The organism is Deinococcus frigens DSM 12807, from assembly GCF_000701425.1.
Lineage (GTDB): Bacteria > Deinococcota > Deinococci > Deinococcales > Deinococcaceae > Deinococcus > Deinococcus frigens.
Genome location: NZ_JNIW01000026.1, coordinates 25652 through 42628, shown reverse-complemented (window position 1 = coordinate 42628; position 16977 = coordinate 25652). Strand labels below are relative to the sequence as shown.

The window sequence follows — 16977 nt, the reverse complement described above, 5'->3', positions numbered from 1 at the left end:
CTGCACGCACCCAAACCCGTTAAGCTGTGAGGGTACCCAACACTAATCCAACTGCCCTTGACCTATTCTTCCCCACAGCAACGGAGAAAACCCATGCAGATGACCAGCGCGTTCCAGACACTAAGGATGACCGACGTGGAGGTGGTGGGCGGCAAGAACGCCTCCATCGGCGAGATGATTCACGGGCTGGCAGAGGCCGGAGTGCGCGTGCCGGGGGGCTTTGCCACCACTGCCGACGCCTTCCGGCTGTTCCTGACTGAGAACAGCATCGAGGAAAAGATCAACGCCCGCCTGGGCGCGCTGGACGTGAACGACGTGGTGGCCCTGGCCGCTGCCGGAAAGGAGATTCGCGGCTGGGTGGAGGCGGCAGCGCTGCCGAAGATGCTGGAAGATGCCATTCGCGCCGATTACGAAAATATGGCTCGCGACTCCGGCGTCACCGATCCCGACGTGGCCGTGCGTTCCAGCGCCACCGCCGAGGATCTGCCCGAGGCCAGTTTTGCCGGGCAGCAGGAAACCTTCCTGAACGTGCGCGGCATAGACAGCGTGTTGCACCACGTCCGGCTGGTGTTCGCCAGTCTCTACAATGACCGCGCCATCAGTTACCGCGTCCACCATGACTTCGCGCACGCCGAGGTGGCGCTGTCCGCCGGGATTCAGCGGATGGTCCGCACCGATCTGGGCGTGTCCGGCGTGGCCTTCACGCTCGACACCGAGAGCGGTTACCGCGACGCCGTGCTGATCACCGCCGCGTATGGCCTGGGCGAACTGGTGGTGCAGGGCGCGATCAACCCCGACGAGTTCTTCGTGTACAAACCCGCACTGAAAGCAGGAAAAAAAGCCGTACTGCGCCGCACCCTGGGCAGCAAGGCCCGCAAGATGATCTATGCAGAGGGTGGCGGCGGTGTGGACAGCGTGGACGTGTCCGCCGAGGAGGCGCAGCGCTTCTGTCTCTCCGACGCCGATCTGACCGAACTGGCCCGGCAGTGCGTCGCCATCGAGGACCACTACCAGCGCCCGATGGACATTGAGTGGGGCAAGGACGGGCGCGACGGGCAGATCTACATTCTCCAGGCCCGCCCGGAAACGGTGCAGAGCCGCAGCGGGCGTACGCTGGAACGCTTCGAGATCGGCGGCGGCGGCACGGTGCTGGTGGAGGGCCGCGCCGTGGGCAACCGCGTCGGCAGCGGCACCGTGCGCGTGGTCAGCGACATCTCGCAGATGAACTCCGTGCAGGACGGCGACGTGCTGGTGGCCGACATGACCGATCCCGACTGGGAACCTGTGATGAAACGCGCCTCCGCCATCGTGACCAACCGGGGCGGGCGCACCTGCCACGCGGCGATCATTGCCCGCGAGCTGGGCATTCCCGCCGTGGTGGGCAGCGGCAACGCCACCTGCACCCTCAAGAGCGGGCAGCAGGTCACGGTGTCCTGCGCCGAGGGCGACACCGGCTACGTCTATGAGGGCAAGCGCGACTTCAAGATTCACCGCATCGAGCTGGACGCCATGCCCGACGTGCCGATGAAGATCATGATGAACGTGGCCTCGCCGGACCGGGCCTTCTCGTTCGCCGCGCTGCCCAACGAGGGTGTCGGGCTGGCCCGCGTGGAATTCATCTGCTCCAATGTTATCGGCGTCCACCCGCGCGCCCTGCTGGATTACCCGGACGTGCCAGAGGACGTGAAAACCCAGATCGACGAGCGCATCCGGGGCTACGCCTCGCCCCGCGACTTCTTCCGCGACAAGTTGATGGAAGGGGTGGCCAACATCGCCGCCGCCTTCGCGCCCAAACCCGTGATCGTGCGCCTGAGCGACTTCAAGAGCAACGAGTACGCCCACCTGATCGGCGGCGCGGCCTACGAGCCGCACGAGGAAAACCCGATGATCGGCTTCCGGGGGGCCAGCCGTTACCGCAGCGCGGACTTTGCGGATTCTTTCGCGCTGGAATGCGGGGCCATGAAAGCCGTGCGCGACGACATGGGCCTGACCAACATGCAGATCATGATTCCCTTCGTCCGCACGGTGGGCGAGGCAAAGACGGTGCTAGAGATTCTTGAGAAGAACGGCCTCAAACGCGGCGAGAACGATCTGAAGATCATCATGATGTGCGAGATTCCCAGCAACGCCATCCTGGCCGAGCAGTTTCTGGAACTTTTCGATGGTTTCTCGATTGGCAGCAATGACCTGACCCAACTCACGCTGGCATTGGACCGCGATTCGGGGCTGGTGGCGGACCTGTTCGACGAGCAGGACCCGGCGGTGCTGGCGCTGATGGCGCAGGCGATTGCCGCCGCCAAGAAGCAGGGGAAGTACATCGGCATCTGTGGTCAGGGACCCAGCGATCACCCGGCGCTTGCTCAGTGGCTGATGGACCAGGGCATCGACTCGGTGAGCCTGAACCCGGACAGCGTGCTGACCACCTGGCTGCACCTGGCCGAGGGGGCGGGGGCGGAAGCGACGGCCTGAAGACTTGCTACCCTGCGCCCATGCCCCCACCCAGCAGCGCCGAAGCAGCGGCCCGAACATATTTTGCACAGGTGCGTGACATTCAGGCCACGGGCGCGGGCGTGGCCGAAACCAGTTACTATCCCGCGCTCTTTCAGTTGCTGAGCGCTGTGGGCGCGACGTTGAAGCCCAAAGTCTATGCTGTGAACCACCTGAGCAACCTGGGCGCGGGCATTCCCGACGGCGGCCTGTTTGACTCGTCGCAACTTCAGCGCGGCGCAGATCAGGACGCCCTGAAAGGCCAGTTGCCCAGCCGGGGCGCGCTGGAAGTTAAATCTCCCGCCGAGGCCGTGGCGGACATTGCCACCGGACAGCAGGTGGGCAAGTACCTGGACCTGTACGGGCTGGTGCTGGTGACCAACCTGCGCGGCTTCGCGCTGTACAGCCGCGAACACGGACAGCCCAGACTGCTGGAAAGCCTGGAGCTGGCCCCCGACGCCCCGGCTTTCGCGGCGCTGCTGGCCGATGAGGGAAGGCGCAACGCCCACGCCGCCCCGCTGGCCGAGTTCCTGACCCGCGCCCTGCAAGCCGCCGCGCCGCTGACCACCCCGGAAGGTGTCGCGTGGTTCCTTGCCAGTTATGCGCGCGAGGCCAGACACCGCCTGAACACCACGCCGCTGGCCGCACTGAATCCGCTCAAGGACGCGCTGAGCAAGGCGCTGGACCTGCAATTCGAGGATGAGCAGGGCGAACGCTTCTTTCGCACTACGCTGGTTCAGACGCTGTGGTATGGCCTGTTCAGCGCGTGGGTGCTGCACATTGACCGTCACCCCGGCGAGGCGTTTCAGTGGCGCACCGCCGCGTGGGAACTGCACCTGCCGGTCATGCAGCGCCTGTTTTCCGAACTGGCGAATCCGTCGGCACAGCACAGCCTGAACCTGACCGATCTGCTGGACCGCACCGCCGCCACCCTGGCCCGCGTGGACACCGCCAGCTTTCAGGGCAAATTCCAGGGCGACGCCGTGCAGTATTTTTACGAGCCGTTCCTGGCCGCCTACGACCCGGAACTTCGCAAGCAGTTTGGCGTGTGGTACACCCCGCCCGAAGTGGTGGAATACATGGTGGAGCGCGTGGATCAGGCACTCAGAACGCAACTGGGCCTCCCGCTAGGACTGGCGGACCCCAGCGTGTACGTGCTGGACCCGGCCACCGGAACGGGCAGTTACCTGACGGCGGCCCTGGACCGCATCTGGCGCACCTTGCGGGCACAGCCGGAGGTGGACGACACCGTGCTGGACGATCTGCGCCGCGCCGTCAAGACCCGCCTGATCGGCTTTGAGATCATGCCCGCACCTTACGTGATCGCGCACATGCGCCTGAGCCAGCAACTGGCCCGCTGCACCCTGAACGGCCAGGCGGCCAGCCTCCGTCCCAATGACCCGCAGCACCCCGGCCAGCCCGAACGCGCCGCCGTGTACCTGACCAACGCGCTGACCAACTGGCACGACGTGCCCGCGCCGCTGCCCATGTCCGAGTTACAGGCCGAGCAGGACGCCGCCCAGCAGGTCAAGAAGAACGCGCCCATTCTGGTGGTGCTGGGCAACCCGCCCTACAGCGCCTTCGTGGGCACCAGCCAGACCGGGGAAGGCGACCTGATCGCCACCTACAAGGCCGGGCTGGTGTCCGAGTGGGGCATTCGCAAGTTCAATCTGGACGACCTGTACGTGCGCTTTTTTCGCGTTGCAGAGCGCAAGATCGCCCAGGGCGGGCGCGGCATCGTGTCGTTTATCAGCCCGTATTCGTACCTGGGCGACCCCAGTTTCGTGGTCATGCGCCGCACGCTGCTCGCCGAGTTCGATCACCTGAGCTTCGACAACCTGAACGGAGACAGCCGCGAAACGGGCAAACGTACCCCGGACGGCCTCCCCGATCCCAGCATCTTTTCCACGCCCACCAACCGCGCGGGCATCCGCACTGGCACGGCTATTTCGTTGCTAATCAGGACCGGGCAGCCCGGACAGACCCAGCAGGTGCAGTACCGCGAATTCTGGGGCGCAGGCAAGGCGCAGCAGCTCAGAACCGCCGCAGGTGGGAGCGGCCCCGCCTACCAGTCTGCCCAGCCCACCGCCGCCAACCGCTACACCTTCCGCCCCGACGCCAGCAGCGCCGAGTACCAGAGCTGGCCGAAAGTGGTGGAATTGGCTGGAGAGGCACCTATCAGCGGCTTACAGGAAATGCGGCGCGGCAGACTCATGGGTCACTCGAAGGAAGAGGTGGCCGACAACGTGCGTCAGTACCTCGATCCCGCCATATCTTTTGAGGAATTGGAGCAGCGGCAAATTGGGCCTGTTGTGGACGGTGGCAGTTTCAAAGCCTCTCAAGTTCGTCAGCGTGTAACACTTTCAGAGTCCATGCAGAGCGAAAACATCATCAGATATGCTCTATATCCATTCGACACTCGCTGGGCCTACCATACGAACTTCTCTCAAGTCTGGAATAGGTCTCGGCCCGCGCTAAGGAGCAACTATGGCGACGGCAATCAATATTTCGTGACGCGGGCATTTTCAGAACGGCCCGACGAAAAATTTATAACCGTGATGACATCCGCACTGCCCGACTATCACCTTTTGAGACCAAATGCGGTGGCGATTCCCATTTTATGGCGCACCGAATCCCCCGTATCAGACGGCCTGTTTGCCTCCTCCTCACCCTCAACGCGTGCCAATCTCTCGCCCCGTGCGCGGGTATATCTGGCGGCGCTGGGGGTCACGCGCCCCGACACCGATCTGAGCGAGGCGGCCCTGCTGTGGCACCACGCGCTGGCGGTGGGCTTTAGCGCGGCGTATCTGGCGCAGAACGCAGACGGCGTGGCGGCGGACTGGCCGCGTGTGCCGCTGCCCGCATCGCTGGAAACCTTGCAGGCGTCGGCGGCGCTGGGCGCGCGGGTGGCCGAACTGCTGGACAATCCACAGGCGGCGACGGCCCCGGAACTGGGCGCGGTGGGCCGACTAAAGCGTGTGGGGACGGAAGAACACGGCTATGAGGTCCGGGCCGGGTGGGGCAACCTCCAGCGCGGCAACGTGGTGATGCCGGGGCGGGGGCGCACAGTGCAGCGGCCCGCGCAGGGCCTGCCACCCGAACTGGGGGACACGGTGCTGGACATGTCCCTGAACGATGGCTGGGTCTGGGAAAATGTGCCGCAGGGCGTGTGGGACTACACCATCGGCGGGTATCAGGTGATCAAGAAATGGCTCAGCTACCGCGAATTCGGCGTGCTGGGCCGCGCGCTGACCCTGGAAGAGGCGCGCGAGGTCAGCCGCATGGCCCGGCGTCTGGCCGAACTGGTGTTGCTGGGACCAGCCCTGGACGCCAGTTACGAGGCGGTGCGGGCGCAGGTCTGGGACTGGACGGCGGACTGAGGCGCTGACCCCTGCTTAGCCCTGCCGCACCCGCCCCGCAAACGTCACGACTCTTCCGCCCGCCTCTTCAATCAATGCCGCTGCATCCCCAAAGCGGTATCCCACCTCGCCCGGCTTGTGCGCGTCGCTGCCCAGCACAAAGGGAATGCCGCGTTCCACTGCCTCCCCCACCAGTTCCGGCGCGGGGTACGCCTCGGCCACCGGCTTGCGCCAGCCCGCCGTGTTGAAATCCAGCGCTAAACCTGCCTCTGCAACAGCGTCCAGCGCCCTTAGCGCCGCCGCGCCGCCGGGGTCACGGTGGCCGAATTTCTTGGGCAGGTCCAGATGCCCGATGCTGTCAAATAAGCCCGAACGTGCCGCGCCTTCCACCAGCGCGTAATAGTCGGCATACAGGCCACCCAGATCGCGCACCTCGTATTCAGCCACGAATTCGGGATTGTCGAAGCCCCACGCACCCAGGTAATGCACGCTGCCGATCACGTAATCCCAGTCATGGGCGGCCAGCAGCCCTTCCACGAAACGCTCGGTGCCGGGGTGAAAGTCGGCCTCTAGGCCCAGCCGCACGTCCAGGCGTCCGACAAAGTCGGCCTGCACGGCGCGAATCCCGTCCACGTATTCCTGAAGCTGATCCTGGCGCATCCGCCACGGCGCGTCGTACCACGCGGGCATCGGGCAGTGATCGGTGAAGCACAGGCCCGCGAGGCCCGCGTCCAGGGCAGCCTGTGCGTACTCGCGGGGCGTGCCTGTGGCGTGGCCGCACAGCGGCGTGTGCAGGTGAGAGTCAAACAGGCGGGGAGGCATGGAAGACAGGGTACGCGAGTCGAGGCGCGTCAGTCCGCGCCGGGCGTGAGGGTGGTTCGCCGCGCCGGGGGCCACACCCGCCGCCCGAAGACATGCAGCAGCAATCCCACGGCGATCAGGGTCGTACCCGCCACCTTCCCCGGTGGAAAGACCTCGTGGTAGACGATGGCGCTGGAAATCAGGCCGAAGACCGGGACCAGCAATGAGAGCGGTGCGACGCGTCCGGCCCCGTGGCGCTGGATCAGCAGGGACCACACGCCGAAGCCCAGCACGGTGTTCGCCAGCCCCATGTACAGCACGGCGGCCCACAGCTCCCAGCCGCCGTAAAAGAGCGTCTGGCCCACCGCGTCCCAGCCGCTGACCACGCCCGACAGCAGCGTGAGCGGAATAGGGGCGATCAGGCTGCTCCAGACCACCAGCGAAAAGACGTTCGCGCCGCCCGATGCCCGCACCAGCAGGTTGCTGACCGCCCAGCCCAGCGCGGCCACCAGCGTCAGGCCCAGGCCCAGAACGCTGACCTGCCCGCCCGACAGCAGCCCGATCACCGCCATGCCCCCAAAGGCCAGCGTGATGCCCGCCGCCTGCCACGGCTGGATGCGTTCGTGCAGGAAGGCGGCGGCCAGCAGCGCCGTGAAAAACGCCTGAATCTGCATCAGCAAGGAGGCCAGCCCCGGATTCAGGCCCAGCGCTATCGCCAGGTACAGCAGCCCGAACTGCACCACGCCCACCGCCAGCCCATACCCCCACAGAATGCGGGCGGGAACGGCAGGCGGCCTGACAAAAAACACCGCCGGAACCGCCGCCACCGCAAAGCGCAGGGCTGCCACCAGCAGCGGCGGGGCGTCATCCACCGCCCACTTGATCACCACGAAGTTCAGGCCCCAGATCAGCGTGATCATCGACGCCAGCAGCAGGCCGCGCGTGCCGAGGGGCTGGCTTCCAGGCGCGGCGGTGGGAGCGGTCATCTGGAAGGAAGTCTAGCGCCGGAACAAAGGGGCCGTCTCTCTTCACTGGATGCATGATTAAACATTTTTTGCGTATACTCCTCGCCTATGACGAAGGCCACCAAGTCCGCAGAAAAGGCTTCAAAGCCTGAAAAGGCAGAATCCGCGTCTGTATCACAAGTGAATAAAAACACGCTGCTGACGCCTGAGAGTCTGCCTGCCCCTGTAATGGCGGGCCGCGACTTCCTGAGCAATCTGGACATGACGGCCTCCGAACTGCGGGCCGTGATGGACACCGCCCACTCCATGAAGCGCGGCGAGTGGCGCGGGGTCAAGCCGCTGTCGGGCCTGTCGCTGGCCCTGGTGTTCGAGAAATCCAGCCTGCGGACCCGCACCACCTTCGACGTGGGCATGTACCAGCTCGGCGGCCACGCCATCACCCTGAGCAACACCGAGATCGGCCTGGGCACCCGCGAGCGCGTCAGCGATGTGGCGCGCAATCTGGAGCGCTGGGTAGACGGCGTGATGGGCCGGGTCTACCTTCAGCAAACATTGCATGAGCTGGCCGATCACGCCGCCATTCCGGTGATCAACGGCCTGAGCGACATGCTGCACCCCGCGCAACTGCTGGCCGACTATCAGACCATCGAGGAAGAGTTCGGCACCGACCTGCGCGGGCGGCGGGTGGTGTACATCGGCGACGGCAACAACCTCGCCAACAGCCACATCCACATGGGCATCCTGACCGGCAGCGACGTGACGGTGGTGACCCCGGTGGGCTACGAACCCAACGCGGGCGTGCTGATGGACGCCGTGGAGGGCGGCACCCGGATTACCCTGACGCACGATCTGGCCGCCATCGAGGGCGCGGACGTGCTGTACACCGACGTGTGGATCAGCATGGGCATGGAGGCCGAGGCCGACATCCGCCGCCGCGCCTTCCGGGGCTATCAGGTCACGCCGGGCATGCTGGACACCCTGGCCCCGGACGGCATCTTCCTGCACTGCCTGCCCGCGCACTACGGCGAGGAAACCGTGCCAGAAGCCACCGAACACCCCAAAAGCCGCGTTTTCGATCAGGCCGAGAACCGCCTGCACGCGCAGAAGGCGCTGCTGTACCACCTGATGGGCGACATGCAGCCGAGGTGGTGATCCGGCCACGTTATGAGAACGTGCCACGCTTTAAAATAATGACATGACGCCATCAACGGACCACAGTCGGAGCCAGTCTTCAAAAGTCGGACGGGCTTACCGCGTGGTCCTGCCGCCCGAGGTCAGAACCGCGCTGGGCGTGCAGGAGGGAGACCGGGTGATCTTTCAGATCAGCGGCGCAGATATACGGGTGCAATCCCTCCGCGAGTTTACCCGCGACTTGCAGGGCAGTTACGCTAACCTGCTCAGGGGCGCGGCAGACGAACTGATCGCCGAGCGCCGGGCCGAGGCGGAGCGTGGGTGAAGACGGGCCAGTGGTTCTGGACGCCAGCGCCGTGCTGGCCTACCTTCAGGCCGAAACTGGCTGGGAGCGGGTAGAGACGGTGCTGGTGGGCGCGCTGATGTCCACCGTGAACTTCTCGGAGGTGCTGGCAAAAGTCGCCGAACGCGGGGGGCAGCCTGCTGCGGTAGACCAGCAGCTCAGGCCACAGCTTGAGTTGGTGCCGTTCAGCGCCGAACACGCCCTCGCCGCCGCTGCCCTGCGTCCCCTGACCCGGCATCTGGGCCTGGGAGACCGCGCCTGTCTGGCGCTGGGGCTGGAGCGCGGAGTGAATGTGCTGACCGCCGACAGGGCCTGGGCCAGGCTGGACAGCAGCTACCGGGTAGAGGTCTTGCGGTGAATGAGCGGGAGGAATGGCTCGACCTGGTCGATAAAAACGATCAGGTTATCGGTCAGATCACGCGCGACGACGCCTGGGAGCAGCGGCGGCCCGTGCGCGTCATTAACGCTTTTCTCGTCAACTCGCGCGGCGAACTGTGGATTCCACGCCGCACCGCTTCCAAACGCATGTTTCCCGGCTGCCTGGATATGAGCGTGGGCGGCTATGTGGAATACGGCGAGGATGACCTCAGCGCCTTCAAACGCGAAACGTGGGAAGAGCTGAAGCTGGATGTGGACGCGCTGGACTGGCGAGAAATCGCCGCCCTCTCCCCTTTTGAAACAGGATTGAGCAGTTTCATGCGCGTCTACGAGATCAGGAGCGATGCCGCGCCCAACTTCAACTCCGCCGACTTTTCGCAGGCGTGGTGGCTGACCCCTGCCGAATTGCTGGCCCGCATCGGCGCGGGCGAGGCGGCCAAGGGCGATCTGGCTGAACTGGTGCGGCGATGCTACCCGTGACCGCTCACCGCGCCGCATTGCGCCACCTGCGCCCGGGGGACGCCCCCGCCCTGGCGGCCTACCGCAACGATCCCGATGTCGCCCGTTTCCAGAGCTGGGCCTTGCCCTACGCCCTGGCTCAGGCTGAAGCCCTGATTGAGGCCATGCACGAGCGTACGCCTGGGCAACCGGGCTGGACACAACTGGCACTGGTGGACGCGAATACTGAGGAATTGTTGGGCGATTTTGCGGTGAACGGCGCGGCATCTGGCGAGGGCGCACAGGCCGAGATCGGCTTCACTCTGGCCCGGCACGCTCAGGGAGGCGGTCTAGCATCCGAGGGGCTGGCGTTGCTACTAGCGCAACTGTTCGGCCCACAGACCATGCACCGCGTCTACGCCCACATCGACCCGCGCAACGCCCCAGCCGCCACACTGCTGAGCCGCGCAGGCTTTCGCCACGAGGGCACAGCGCTGGAAAGTTACTGGCACCGGGAGGAGTGGGCAGACGACGCGCTGTATGGGCTGCTGGCGCGAGAATGGCACAGTCACGATAAGGAGATGGCCTGATATGACCCCCAAAATATTCATCGACGGCGAGGCTGGAACCACCGGCCTGCAAATCCGCACCCGCCTTCAGAACAGAACCGATATCGAGTTGCTGAGCATCGATCCGGCGCGGCGCAAGGATGCGGGCGCGCGGGCCAAACTGTTGAACGCGGCGGACCTGAGCATCCTGTGCCTGCACGACGACGCGGCGCGGGAGGCGCTGAGGCTGACCACCAAACCCGCCGCCCGCCTGCTGGACGCCAGCACTGCCCACCGCACCGACGACAACTGGGTGTTTGGTTTCCCTGAACTGAACGCCGGGCAACCCGGACGCATCCGCACAGCGCGGCTGGTCTCCAATCCGGGTTGCTACAGCACCGGGGCAATTGCGCTGCTCTTCCCCCTGACGGCAGCCGGCCTGATTCCCGCCAACTTTCCCCTGCACATCCAGGGCTACAGCGGCTACAGCGGCGGCGGACGCACGCTGGTGGACGCCCACGAGCGGGGCGAGAACCACGGTATGCGCGGCGATTTTATCAGCTACGGCCTGACGCTGGATCACAAACACCTGCCCGAGATGGTGCGCTACGGCGGCCTGTCGCGCACGCCGATCTTCACGCCGCATGCGGGCGGCTGGGCACAGGGCATGACCGTGAATATCCCGCTGCATCTGGGCGAGTTGGGGGTCACGGCAGACGCTCTGCGCGACGCTCTGGCCGACCATTACGCTGGCCAGAAATACGTGCGCGTCTGTCCAGTGGCCGAGAATCCTGCCGTTCTCGATCCGCAGACCCTCAACGGCACCGATACCCTGGAACTGTTCGTCTACGCCTCATCAGATGGGGCCTCGGCAGACGGCGAGCGGGCAGTGCTGGCGGCGCGGCTAGACAATCTGGGCAAGGGGGCCAGCGGCGCGGCGGTACAGAATCTGGAATTGATGCTGGGGCTGGAGAGTCCGCAGAACTGAGGACGACACTTCAGGGCCGGTTGGCCGGGCAGGCCACGCGCCGGTAGGCCACGCGCCGGTAGGCCACGCGCCGGTAGGCGGCCTCGCGTCCACCCCGCAGGTACAGGTCCTTGAACATCGAGTTGAGGCCCAGGCGGCGGGCCTCGGCGCAGTTCAGAAACTTCTGTCTGTACTCCACGTTCAGGGCGGGCTTGCCGCGCCTGACATACTCGGCCAGCGGCGCGCACTCGCCGAATTCGTGACAGCTCTCGTTCAGGATGCCGTCGAACTTGTCGGCCAGTCGCTGCCCGCTGCGGTCCCTGAGCAGCACCTTGTCGGGGCCGTTCTTCTGGAAGATCGCCAGCCCCAGCGCGTGCGCCTCGTCGGCCAGCCAGCCGGAGAAGTCCACCTGATCCTGAAGGGTGATCACGCCGCCCGGCACGTTCTCGTCGTTCTGGAGGTTGTCCGGCTCAACGGCCTGAAAGCCCCGGTCACGGCACAGCTTCAGACGCTTCCTGAGAATGTCGGCCAGCACGGAGCCGGGCCGGAACACGTCGCGCACGTCCACGAACGCCTCGTCCTGCCAGTTGGGGTCCACGCCCAGCTTGAGCCGGGCCGGATAGCGCGCAGAGTCCGGGCGATACGGCTCGTAACTCCCGGCGTTGATGTAGCAGACGGTGTACAGGCCCTGTCGCTTCAGGCGGGCCACCTGCGCCGCATCCGTCCCAAAGCCATCCAGATCGATCAGCCGCAGGCCGGGTGGAACGCGGACCTGCGCCGCCGTCTGCGCGCCGATCTGCCAGTCCCAGCCGTACAGCCCGGCGGGCGGACGCTGGACGCGGGGGGAAGGCAGCCCCGGCCTCGACAGTCCCAACCCCGACTCGCCCAGCAGGCCGCAGACCGTCAGACCTCCCAGCGCCAGCCCTGTCCTTCTCACCCCCTCACCCTACCCCCGGAGCCGCTCCCCCGCGCGGGAATGATTTGATGTACAGTAAGCGGGGCGACAATTCAGTTCCATGGAGGAATCCCTATGGCAGCGAAATTCGTGTTGAAGATGTCTGGCGATCAATTCATGTTCAATCTCCAGGCCGGGAACGGTCAGACGGTCCTGACCAGCGAGCGCTATACCACCAAGGCCGCCGCCACGAACGGCATCGCCTCGGTCAAGCAGAACGCCGCCGACAGCAAGATGTACGAGATGACCGCCAGCGGCAAGCACTTCAACCTCAAGGCGGGCAACGGTCAGGTGATCGGCGTCAGCCAGAACTACTCCAGCGAGGACGCTGCCAGAGCGGGCATGGAGGCGGTCAGGAGCGCGGCGGCAGAGGCGCTGGTGGACGATCAGACCGCGCAGGGCTGAGGGGACTGGCGGGCGTCTCGCATGCTGACAGACGCCCGGACACGCCGCTCAGCATGAGCTTCTTTAAAAGCGCCTGCGCTGAACACGCTGCCTCAGCGCTCGCCGACGACCAGCTTCGCCGGGCGCTGAAATTCATCCGGGGCCTCATCCGGCCTGCGGGTCTGGCTGGGGGTGGGGTCTGGAAACTGAGGGTTGGCCTTGCGGTCTGGCGTGCGGGGGTAGGTGCGGGCATCAACGCCCATACCGCCGCCCATACCGCTGACCAGGCCACCCATCTGGCCGGGTTCGCGCAGTTTCAACCGGGTGGTGCGGGCGGGCAGGCCCATGGCTATGCCGTGCGGCTCGATGTCGCCGCGCAGCAGGGCGTGGGTGGCCAGCAGGGCGTCGTCGCTGACCACGCTTCCGGCCAGCACCGTGCTGTGGTAGGTGATACGCGCCCCGCGCCCGATCACGGTGCGCCGCAGGGTCACGTCCGGGCCATCCAGCACGCTGTGGGTGTGGCTGTAGATGTTGACATAATCGCTGACGCTGGCGTTGTCGTGCAGCTCGATACCGCCGATGTCGTCGAGCAGCACATGGCGGTGGACCACCACGTCGTCGCCGACCTCCATGTTGTAGCCCACGCTGAATTCCACGTTCTGCCAGCACCTGAAGTTGCGGCCCACCCGCTTGAAAATCCGCCCGGCCAGGATGCGCCGCAGCGGAATGGCCAGCACCGGGTTCTGGCCCACCGGCGTCAGGTCCAGCCCTCTCCACAGCCACAGCAGCGGCTTGACCGCCGCGAATTTCTCAGGATCGGTGGCCAGGTAGTACTCGGCCTCGAAAGTTACGTTGCGGGCGTCCAGATTCAGGGCGGCCAGCGGCGCGTCGCCCAGCAGATCGGCGTAGCTGCGCCCATACATGGCCTGTGCCAGCACCTCGCGCGCCAGGGCATGGCGGTCACAGGCAGGATCGCTCAGGCGGGCGTCCAGATCGTCCAGAAAGGTGGTGTACGCGGCCTGGGCGTCCCCCGCGATGTCTACCGGTCTCAGCCAAGTCACGCCCGACACTGTACCCGCATACTGTGAAAAGTAAAGTGGGGTTGTGCGGACGAATCATACGTGTTGCGTCCGCGACGCTCAGACACCGGCACCGCGCCCGCCCATGAATTCCGTCCCCGATACACGTTTTCCGGGTTCCGGTGGTGGCCTAGCGCTGGCCGCCCGCAACACCAGTTTCGAGGATTTATCAGATGAGTCGTTCTGCCGGGTGAAGCCGGAGAACTTCTGGGGACAGCCCATGAGGTGGCCCTTGACTCCGCTCAGGACGCCGCTCCTCCGCCTCACTGACTACTTCAGGGCACTCGGCGGCTGCGAGGGGCCGACGATCACCCTGGCCGCCCTTAATTTACTCTGCCACAGCGCCAGCTCGGCGCGTTCGGTCTCGCCATTGACGGCACTGGCGCGGTTGCCACCGCAGACGCTGCGGGTGGCGCGGGTACAACTGGGGGTCCAGAGGTTGTTGTACCAGGTGTTGCCGTCGCTGTTAAAGCGCGTCCAGCCGATCAGGTTGTCCCGAATGGAATTGTTGAAGAAGGTGGGCGGAGACTGGCGCGCGCCGTTCTTGATGTCCCACATGTAGGCCCCGACATTCGCCGTGGGAATGATCTCGCCGCCCGGCAGGCGGCCCGTGGACAGGATGCGGTTCTGCCAGACGTGCTGATCATGTCCGCCCGCGATGGCGACGCCCTGGTTGGAGGTGTTGATGATCTGGTTGCGGTAGACCTCGATATACCCGCCCGCGACCGACAGGTCCTGCGCATTCCCGTCGCCCAGCATGATGCCGCCGCCGGAATAGGACTTGTCCTTGAGCGGGTCGGCGGCGTAGGCCCCGTGAATGTAATTGTTGTGAATGCGGATGGGACTGTCCGGCGTGCCGCTGCTCTCGTACAGGTTGATGTTCTCCTCGGGCGCGCTCTTGCCGGGCTGGTTCACTATCTCGTTCCAGGCAATTTCAATGTTGGGCACGCCGACGACATGGTTCAGTTGCACCGCCTGCACGAGGTAGCGGCTGCCGGTGAGGCGGCCCGTGCGGTCCACGTAGCGGCCATCGACGTCCAGCACCTTGTTGCGCAGGATCTTGATGGTCTGGCCCCTGGCCGCGTTTCCCTGGAACCGGTTGACATACATGCCGGACGTGCCCTGCAAGTAATTGTTCTCGGCCCGCAGGTTAAAGATGAACTCGACGGCCAGAAACCGCCCCGGAAAGGCCCGGTCCGCCTGCGGATTTAGGCCGTAGCCGCTGGTGTTGCGCACCGTGAGGTCGACGTTGGAGCCGCGAATCAGGTCCCCGCGTCCCCGCAGGTTGGAATTTTCGATAACCACCGGCTCGCGCGTGGCGACTGTGATCACCGGCACCCTGGGGTCCAGGCTCTGCCAGTTGCCCCGGTACGTGCCCCCCTTGCGGATCACCAGTGGGTCACTGTAGGCCAGCGCCGGGCCAGGCAGTGAAGGGGTCGCCGAGTTCAGCGCCAGAGCGCTCAGGCCCGGCCCCAGTACCAGTGTCGCTGTCAGGACAGCCCGGATGGACGCGTGATTCAAACTGTTTACCTCGGCCCTATCTTAACCGTTTGGGACGCTGTTGGGGTGGCCCATATCTATCCGCCGCCCGGGCCTCTGATAGCGCGGGAGAGGGGGACCCGTGTACCGTTCTCCCACGCGCCCAACGCCGCGTACCAGTATCCGGCAGGTCTGGACCAGCATCCAGTGATCGCCGGGGGCTTCTGCACAGCGCTGGGAGGGCAAGCAGGGCTGCGGGCGATCTGGGGAAAGGAGATACAGACGCTCCTTTCGCTCAAGAAAAAGAGCCTGGAATGGCACAGCTCGAAATGAAAAACAAGAAGCCCCGCACTGGGCGAGGCTTATCATGTGGTGGATCGTGTAGGAATCGAACCTACAACCCGCTGATTAAGAGTCAGCTGCTCTGCCAATTGAGCTAACGATCCAGAGCGGAAGAAAGTATAGCAAGTTCCCTGGGCCTGTCAAGCTGCGCCCGCGCACCCGCCGCCAGATACAGGCTGCCCGCCACCAGCAGCGTGCCGCCGGGCGGGGTCAGCGCCAGCGCGTGGGCCAGTGCCTCAGCGGGATCGGGGCAGGCCGTGCCACCGTAGCGCGCCGCCAGTTCCCATGGGGGCGTTGCCAGATCACCAGGAGCGGTAAAGACCCGCAGCGGGGCCAGCGCCAGCAGCGGCTCCAGCGTGGCGGCAGTGTCCTTGCGGGCCAGGTTGCCGAACAGCAGCACGTCGGCTCTTGGCACGGCCAGCGCCAGCGCACGGGTGGCGTGCGGGTTGTGCGCGCCGTCCAGCAGCACGGTCTTGCCGTCCACGCTCAGGCGTTCCAGTCGGACGGGATGGCTGGCCTTCAGGGCCGCCTCCACCCCCGCGCCGTACCCCAGTGTCCGCAGGGTGGCGGCGGCCAGGGCGGCGTTGGCATGCTGGTGCGCGCCCGCCAGCCGGGGCGCGTGGGGCAGCGCGAACAGCTCCGGCTGGGTCTGGGGCGTCAGGAGCGGCGCACCTGTGGCCCCGGCCACCTCCCGCACCACTTCCAGCGCCGTGCCGACGGCGGTGGTCAGCAGCGGCACGCCGGGCCGGGCGGCCCCTGCCTTGTCGCGGGCAATCTCGGCCACGGTCGCCCCCAGCACCCCGGTATGGTCCAGGTCCACGTTGGTCAGGGCCACCGCCGCAACGTTGGTCAGCGTCTGGGTGGCGTCGCTCAGGCCGCCCACGCCCGCCTCCATCACGGCCACCTCTACCCCGCCTTCGGCGAAGACCTGGCAGGCCAGCGCCAGCGTCAGGTCAAAGAAGGCGGCGTCGGGGGCGTGGACTTTAGCCCACTCGATAAACGCATGGGTGCGCGCCGGACCGAGGTTGACGCCGTCCAGCCGGACGCGTTCCTCGTAGGCGTGCAGATGGGGACTGGTGAAGCGGCCCACCCGCGCCCCGGCGGCCAGCAGGCCCGCTTCCAGCATGGCGCAGGTGCTGCCCTTGCCGTTGGTGCCGATCACCCGGATGGACTGGAATCGGGTGTCCGGCGAACCCAGCCCACCCGGGGCCGGCAGGTCCAGCAGCGCCCGTGCCCCCTGCGGCCCCCGCGCCCGACCCGCGCGGGTGCGCGAGTACAGCCAGGCGTAATCGGGCGGCGCAGTCACAGCCCAGAGGCTAGC

At 65.9% G+C, this 16977-nt stretch carries 15 protein-coding genes and 1 tRNA gene; 9 read left to right on the top strand and 7 right to left on the bottom strand.

Annotated elements, in window-relative coordinates; translation table 11 throughout:
• The first annotated feature begins 93 nt into the window (after positions 1-93).
• Both ppsA and Q322_RS0110705 read left to right on the top strand, forming a co-directional pair.
• On the top strand, positions 94-2469 hold the full coding sequence (ppsA, locus tag Q322_RS0110710; protein WP_029477912.1) for a phosphoenolpyruvate synthase: 2376 nt from the start codon (positions 94-96) through the stop codon (positions 2467-2469).
• A gap of 20 nt (positions 2470-2489) precedes the next feature.
• Complete coding sequence (locus tag Q322_RS0110705) at positions 2490-5867, top strand: type ISP restriction/modification enzyme (protein ID WP_051668443.1); 3378 nt, start codon at positions 2490-2492, stop codon at positions 5865-5867.
• A gap of 15 nt (positions 5868-5882) precedes the next feature.
• Here Q322_RS0110705 and Q322_RS0110700 read toward each other — a convergent pair whose 3' ends face one another.
• Entirely contained in the window at positions 5883-6668 is a 786-nt protein-coding gene (locus Q322_RS0110700; RefSeq protein WP_029477910.1) for a histidinol-phosphatase HisJ family protein, read from the bottom strand.
• Between the two features lie 29 nt (positions 6669-6697).
• On the bottom strand, positions 6698-7633 hold the full coding sequence (locus tag Q322_RS0110695) for an EamA family transporter (protein WP_029477909.1): 936 nt from the start codon (positions 7631-7633) through the stop codon (positions 6698-6700).
• A gap of 207 nt (positions 7634-7840) precedes the next feature.
• On the opposite strand from Q322_RS0110695, the gene argF reads away from it, so the two are divergent.
• The 6 genes from argF to argC are packed head-to-tail and all read left to right on the top strand — an operon-like array spanning position 7841 to position 11438.
• On the top strand, positions 7841-8764 hold the full coding sequence (gene argF, locus Q322_RS0110690; protein ID WP_084147933.1) for an ornithine carbamoyltransferase: 924 nt from the start codon (positions 7841-7843) through the stop codon (positions 8762-8764).
• A 43-nt stretch (positions 8765-8807) separates the two neighbouring features.
• Complete coding sequence (locus Q322_RS0110685) at positions 8808-9068, top strand: AbrB/MazE/SpoVT family DNA-binding domain-containing protein (RefSeq protein ID WP_029477907.1); 261 nt, start codon at positions 8808-8810, stop codon at positions 9066-9068.
• On the top strand, positions 9061-9444 hold the full coding sequence (locus Q322_RS0110680) for a type II toxin-antitoxin system VapC family toxin (protein ID WP_156953002.1): 384 nt from the start codon (positions 9061-9063) through the stop codon (positions 9442-9444). The genes Q322_RS0110685 and Q322_RS0110680 overlap by 8 nt, the downstream gene beginning before the upstream one ends.
• Entirely contained in the window at positions 9441-9944 is a 504-nt protein-coding gene (locus tag Q322_RS0110675) for an NUDIX hydrolase (RefSeq protein ID WP_029477905.1), read from the top strand. Before Q322_RS0110680 ends, Q322_RS0110675 begins: the two co-directional genes overlap by 4 nt.
• The gene (locus tag Q322_RS0110670) at positions 9941-10492 is read left to right on the top strand and encodes a GNAT family N-acetyltransferase (protein ID WP_245593217.1); all 552 of its coding nucleotides are present in this window, start codon (positions 9941-9943) and stop codon (positions 10490-10492) included. Before Q322_RS0110675 ends, Q322_RS0110670 begins: the two co-directional genes overlap by 4 nt.
• Position 10493: 1 nt before the next feature.
• Positions 10494-11438: an N-acetyl-gamma-glutamyl-phosphate reductase gene (gene argC, locus Q322_RS0110665; RefSeq protein ID WP_029477903.1), complete on the top strand. Its 945-nt coding sequence runs from the start codon at positions 10494-10496 to the stop codon at positions 11436-11438.
• A 10-nt stretch (positions 11439-11448) separates the two neighbouring features.
• On the opposite strand, the gene Q322_RS0110660 is transcribed toward argC, so the two are convergent.
• Positions 11449-12354: an endo alpha-1,4 polygalactosaminidase gene (locus Q322_RS0110660; RefSeq protein ID WP_084147932.1), complete on the bottom strand. Its 906-nt coding sequence runs from the start codon at positions 12352-12354 to the stop codon at positions 11449-11451.
• 93 nt (positions 12355-12447) lie between these two features.
• Here Q322_RS0110660 and Q322_RS0110655 point away from each other — a divergent pair, with 93 nt between their 5' ends.
• Positions 12448-12777: a YegP family protein gene (locus Q322_RS0110655; RefSeq protein WP_029477901.1), complete on the top strand. Its 330-nt coding sequence runs from the start codon at positions 12448-12450 to the stop codon at positions 12775-12777.
• A 92-nt stretch (positions 12778-12869) separates the two neighbouring features.
• Here the strand turns inward: Q322_RS0110655 and Q322_RS0110650 are convergent, their stop codons facing one another.
• The 4 genes from Q322_RS0110650 to Q322_RS21745 all read right to left on the bottom strand — a co-directional run bounded on the left by Q322_RS0110650 (position 12870) and on the right by Q322_RS21745 (position 16962).
• Positions 12870-13817: an acyltransferase gene (locus tag Q322_RS0110650; protein WP_034418316.1), complete on the bottom strand. Its 948-nt coding sequence runs from the start codon at positions 13815-13817 to the stop codon at positions 12870-12872.
• Between the two features lie 288 nt (positions 13818-14105).
• Positions 14106-15356, bottom strand: coding sequence for a hypothetical protein (locus tag Q322_RS0110645; protein ID WP_029477899.1), 1251 nt, complete (start codon positions 15354-15356; stop codon positions 14106-14108).
• Between the two features lie 328 nt (positions 15357-15684).
• Positions 15685-15760 (bottom strand) — tRNA-Lys (locus tag Q322_RS0110635).
• The gene (locus Q322_RS21745) at positions 15751-16962 is read right to left on the bottom strand and encodes a glutamate ligase domain-containing protein (RefSeq protein WP_051668447.1); all 1212 of its coding nucleotides are present in this window, start codon (positions 16960-16962) and stop codon (positions 15751-15753) included. The genes Q322_RS0110635 and Q322_RS21745 overlap by 10 nt, the downstream gene beginning before the upstream one ends.
• Between the last annotated feature and the right edge of the window lie 15 nt (positions 16963-16977).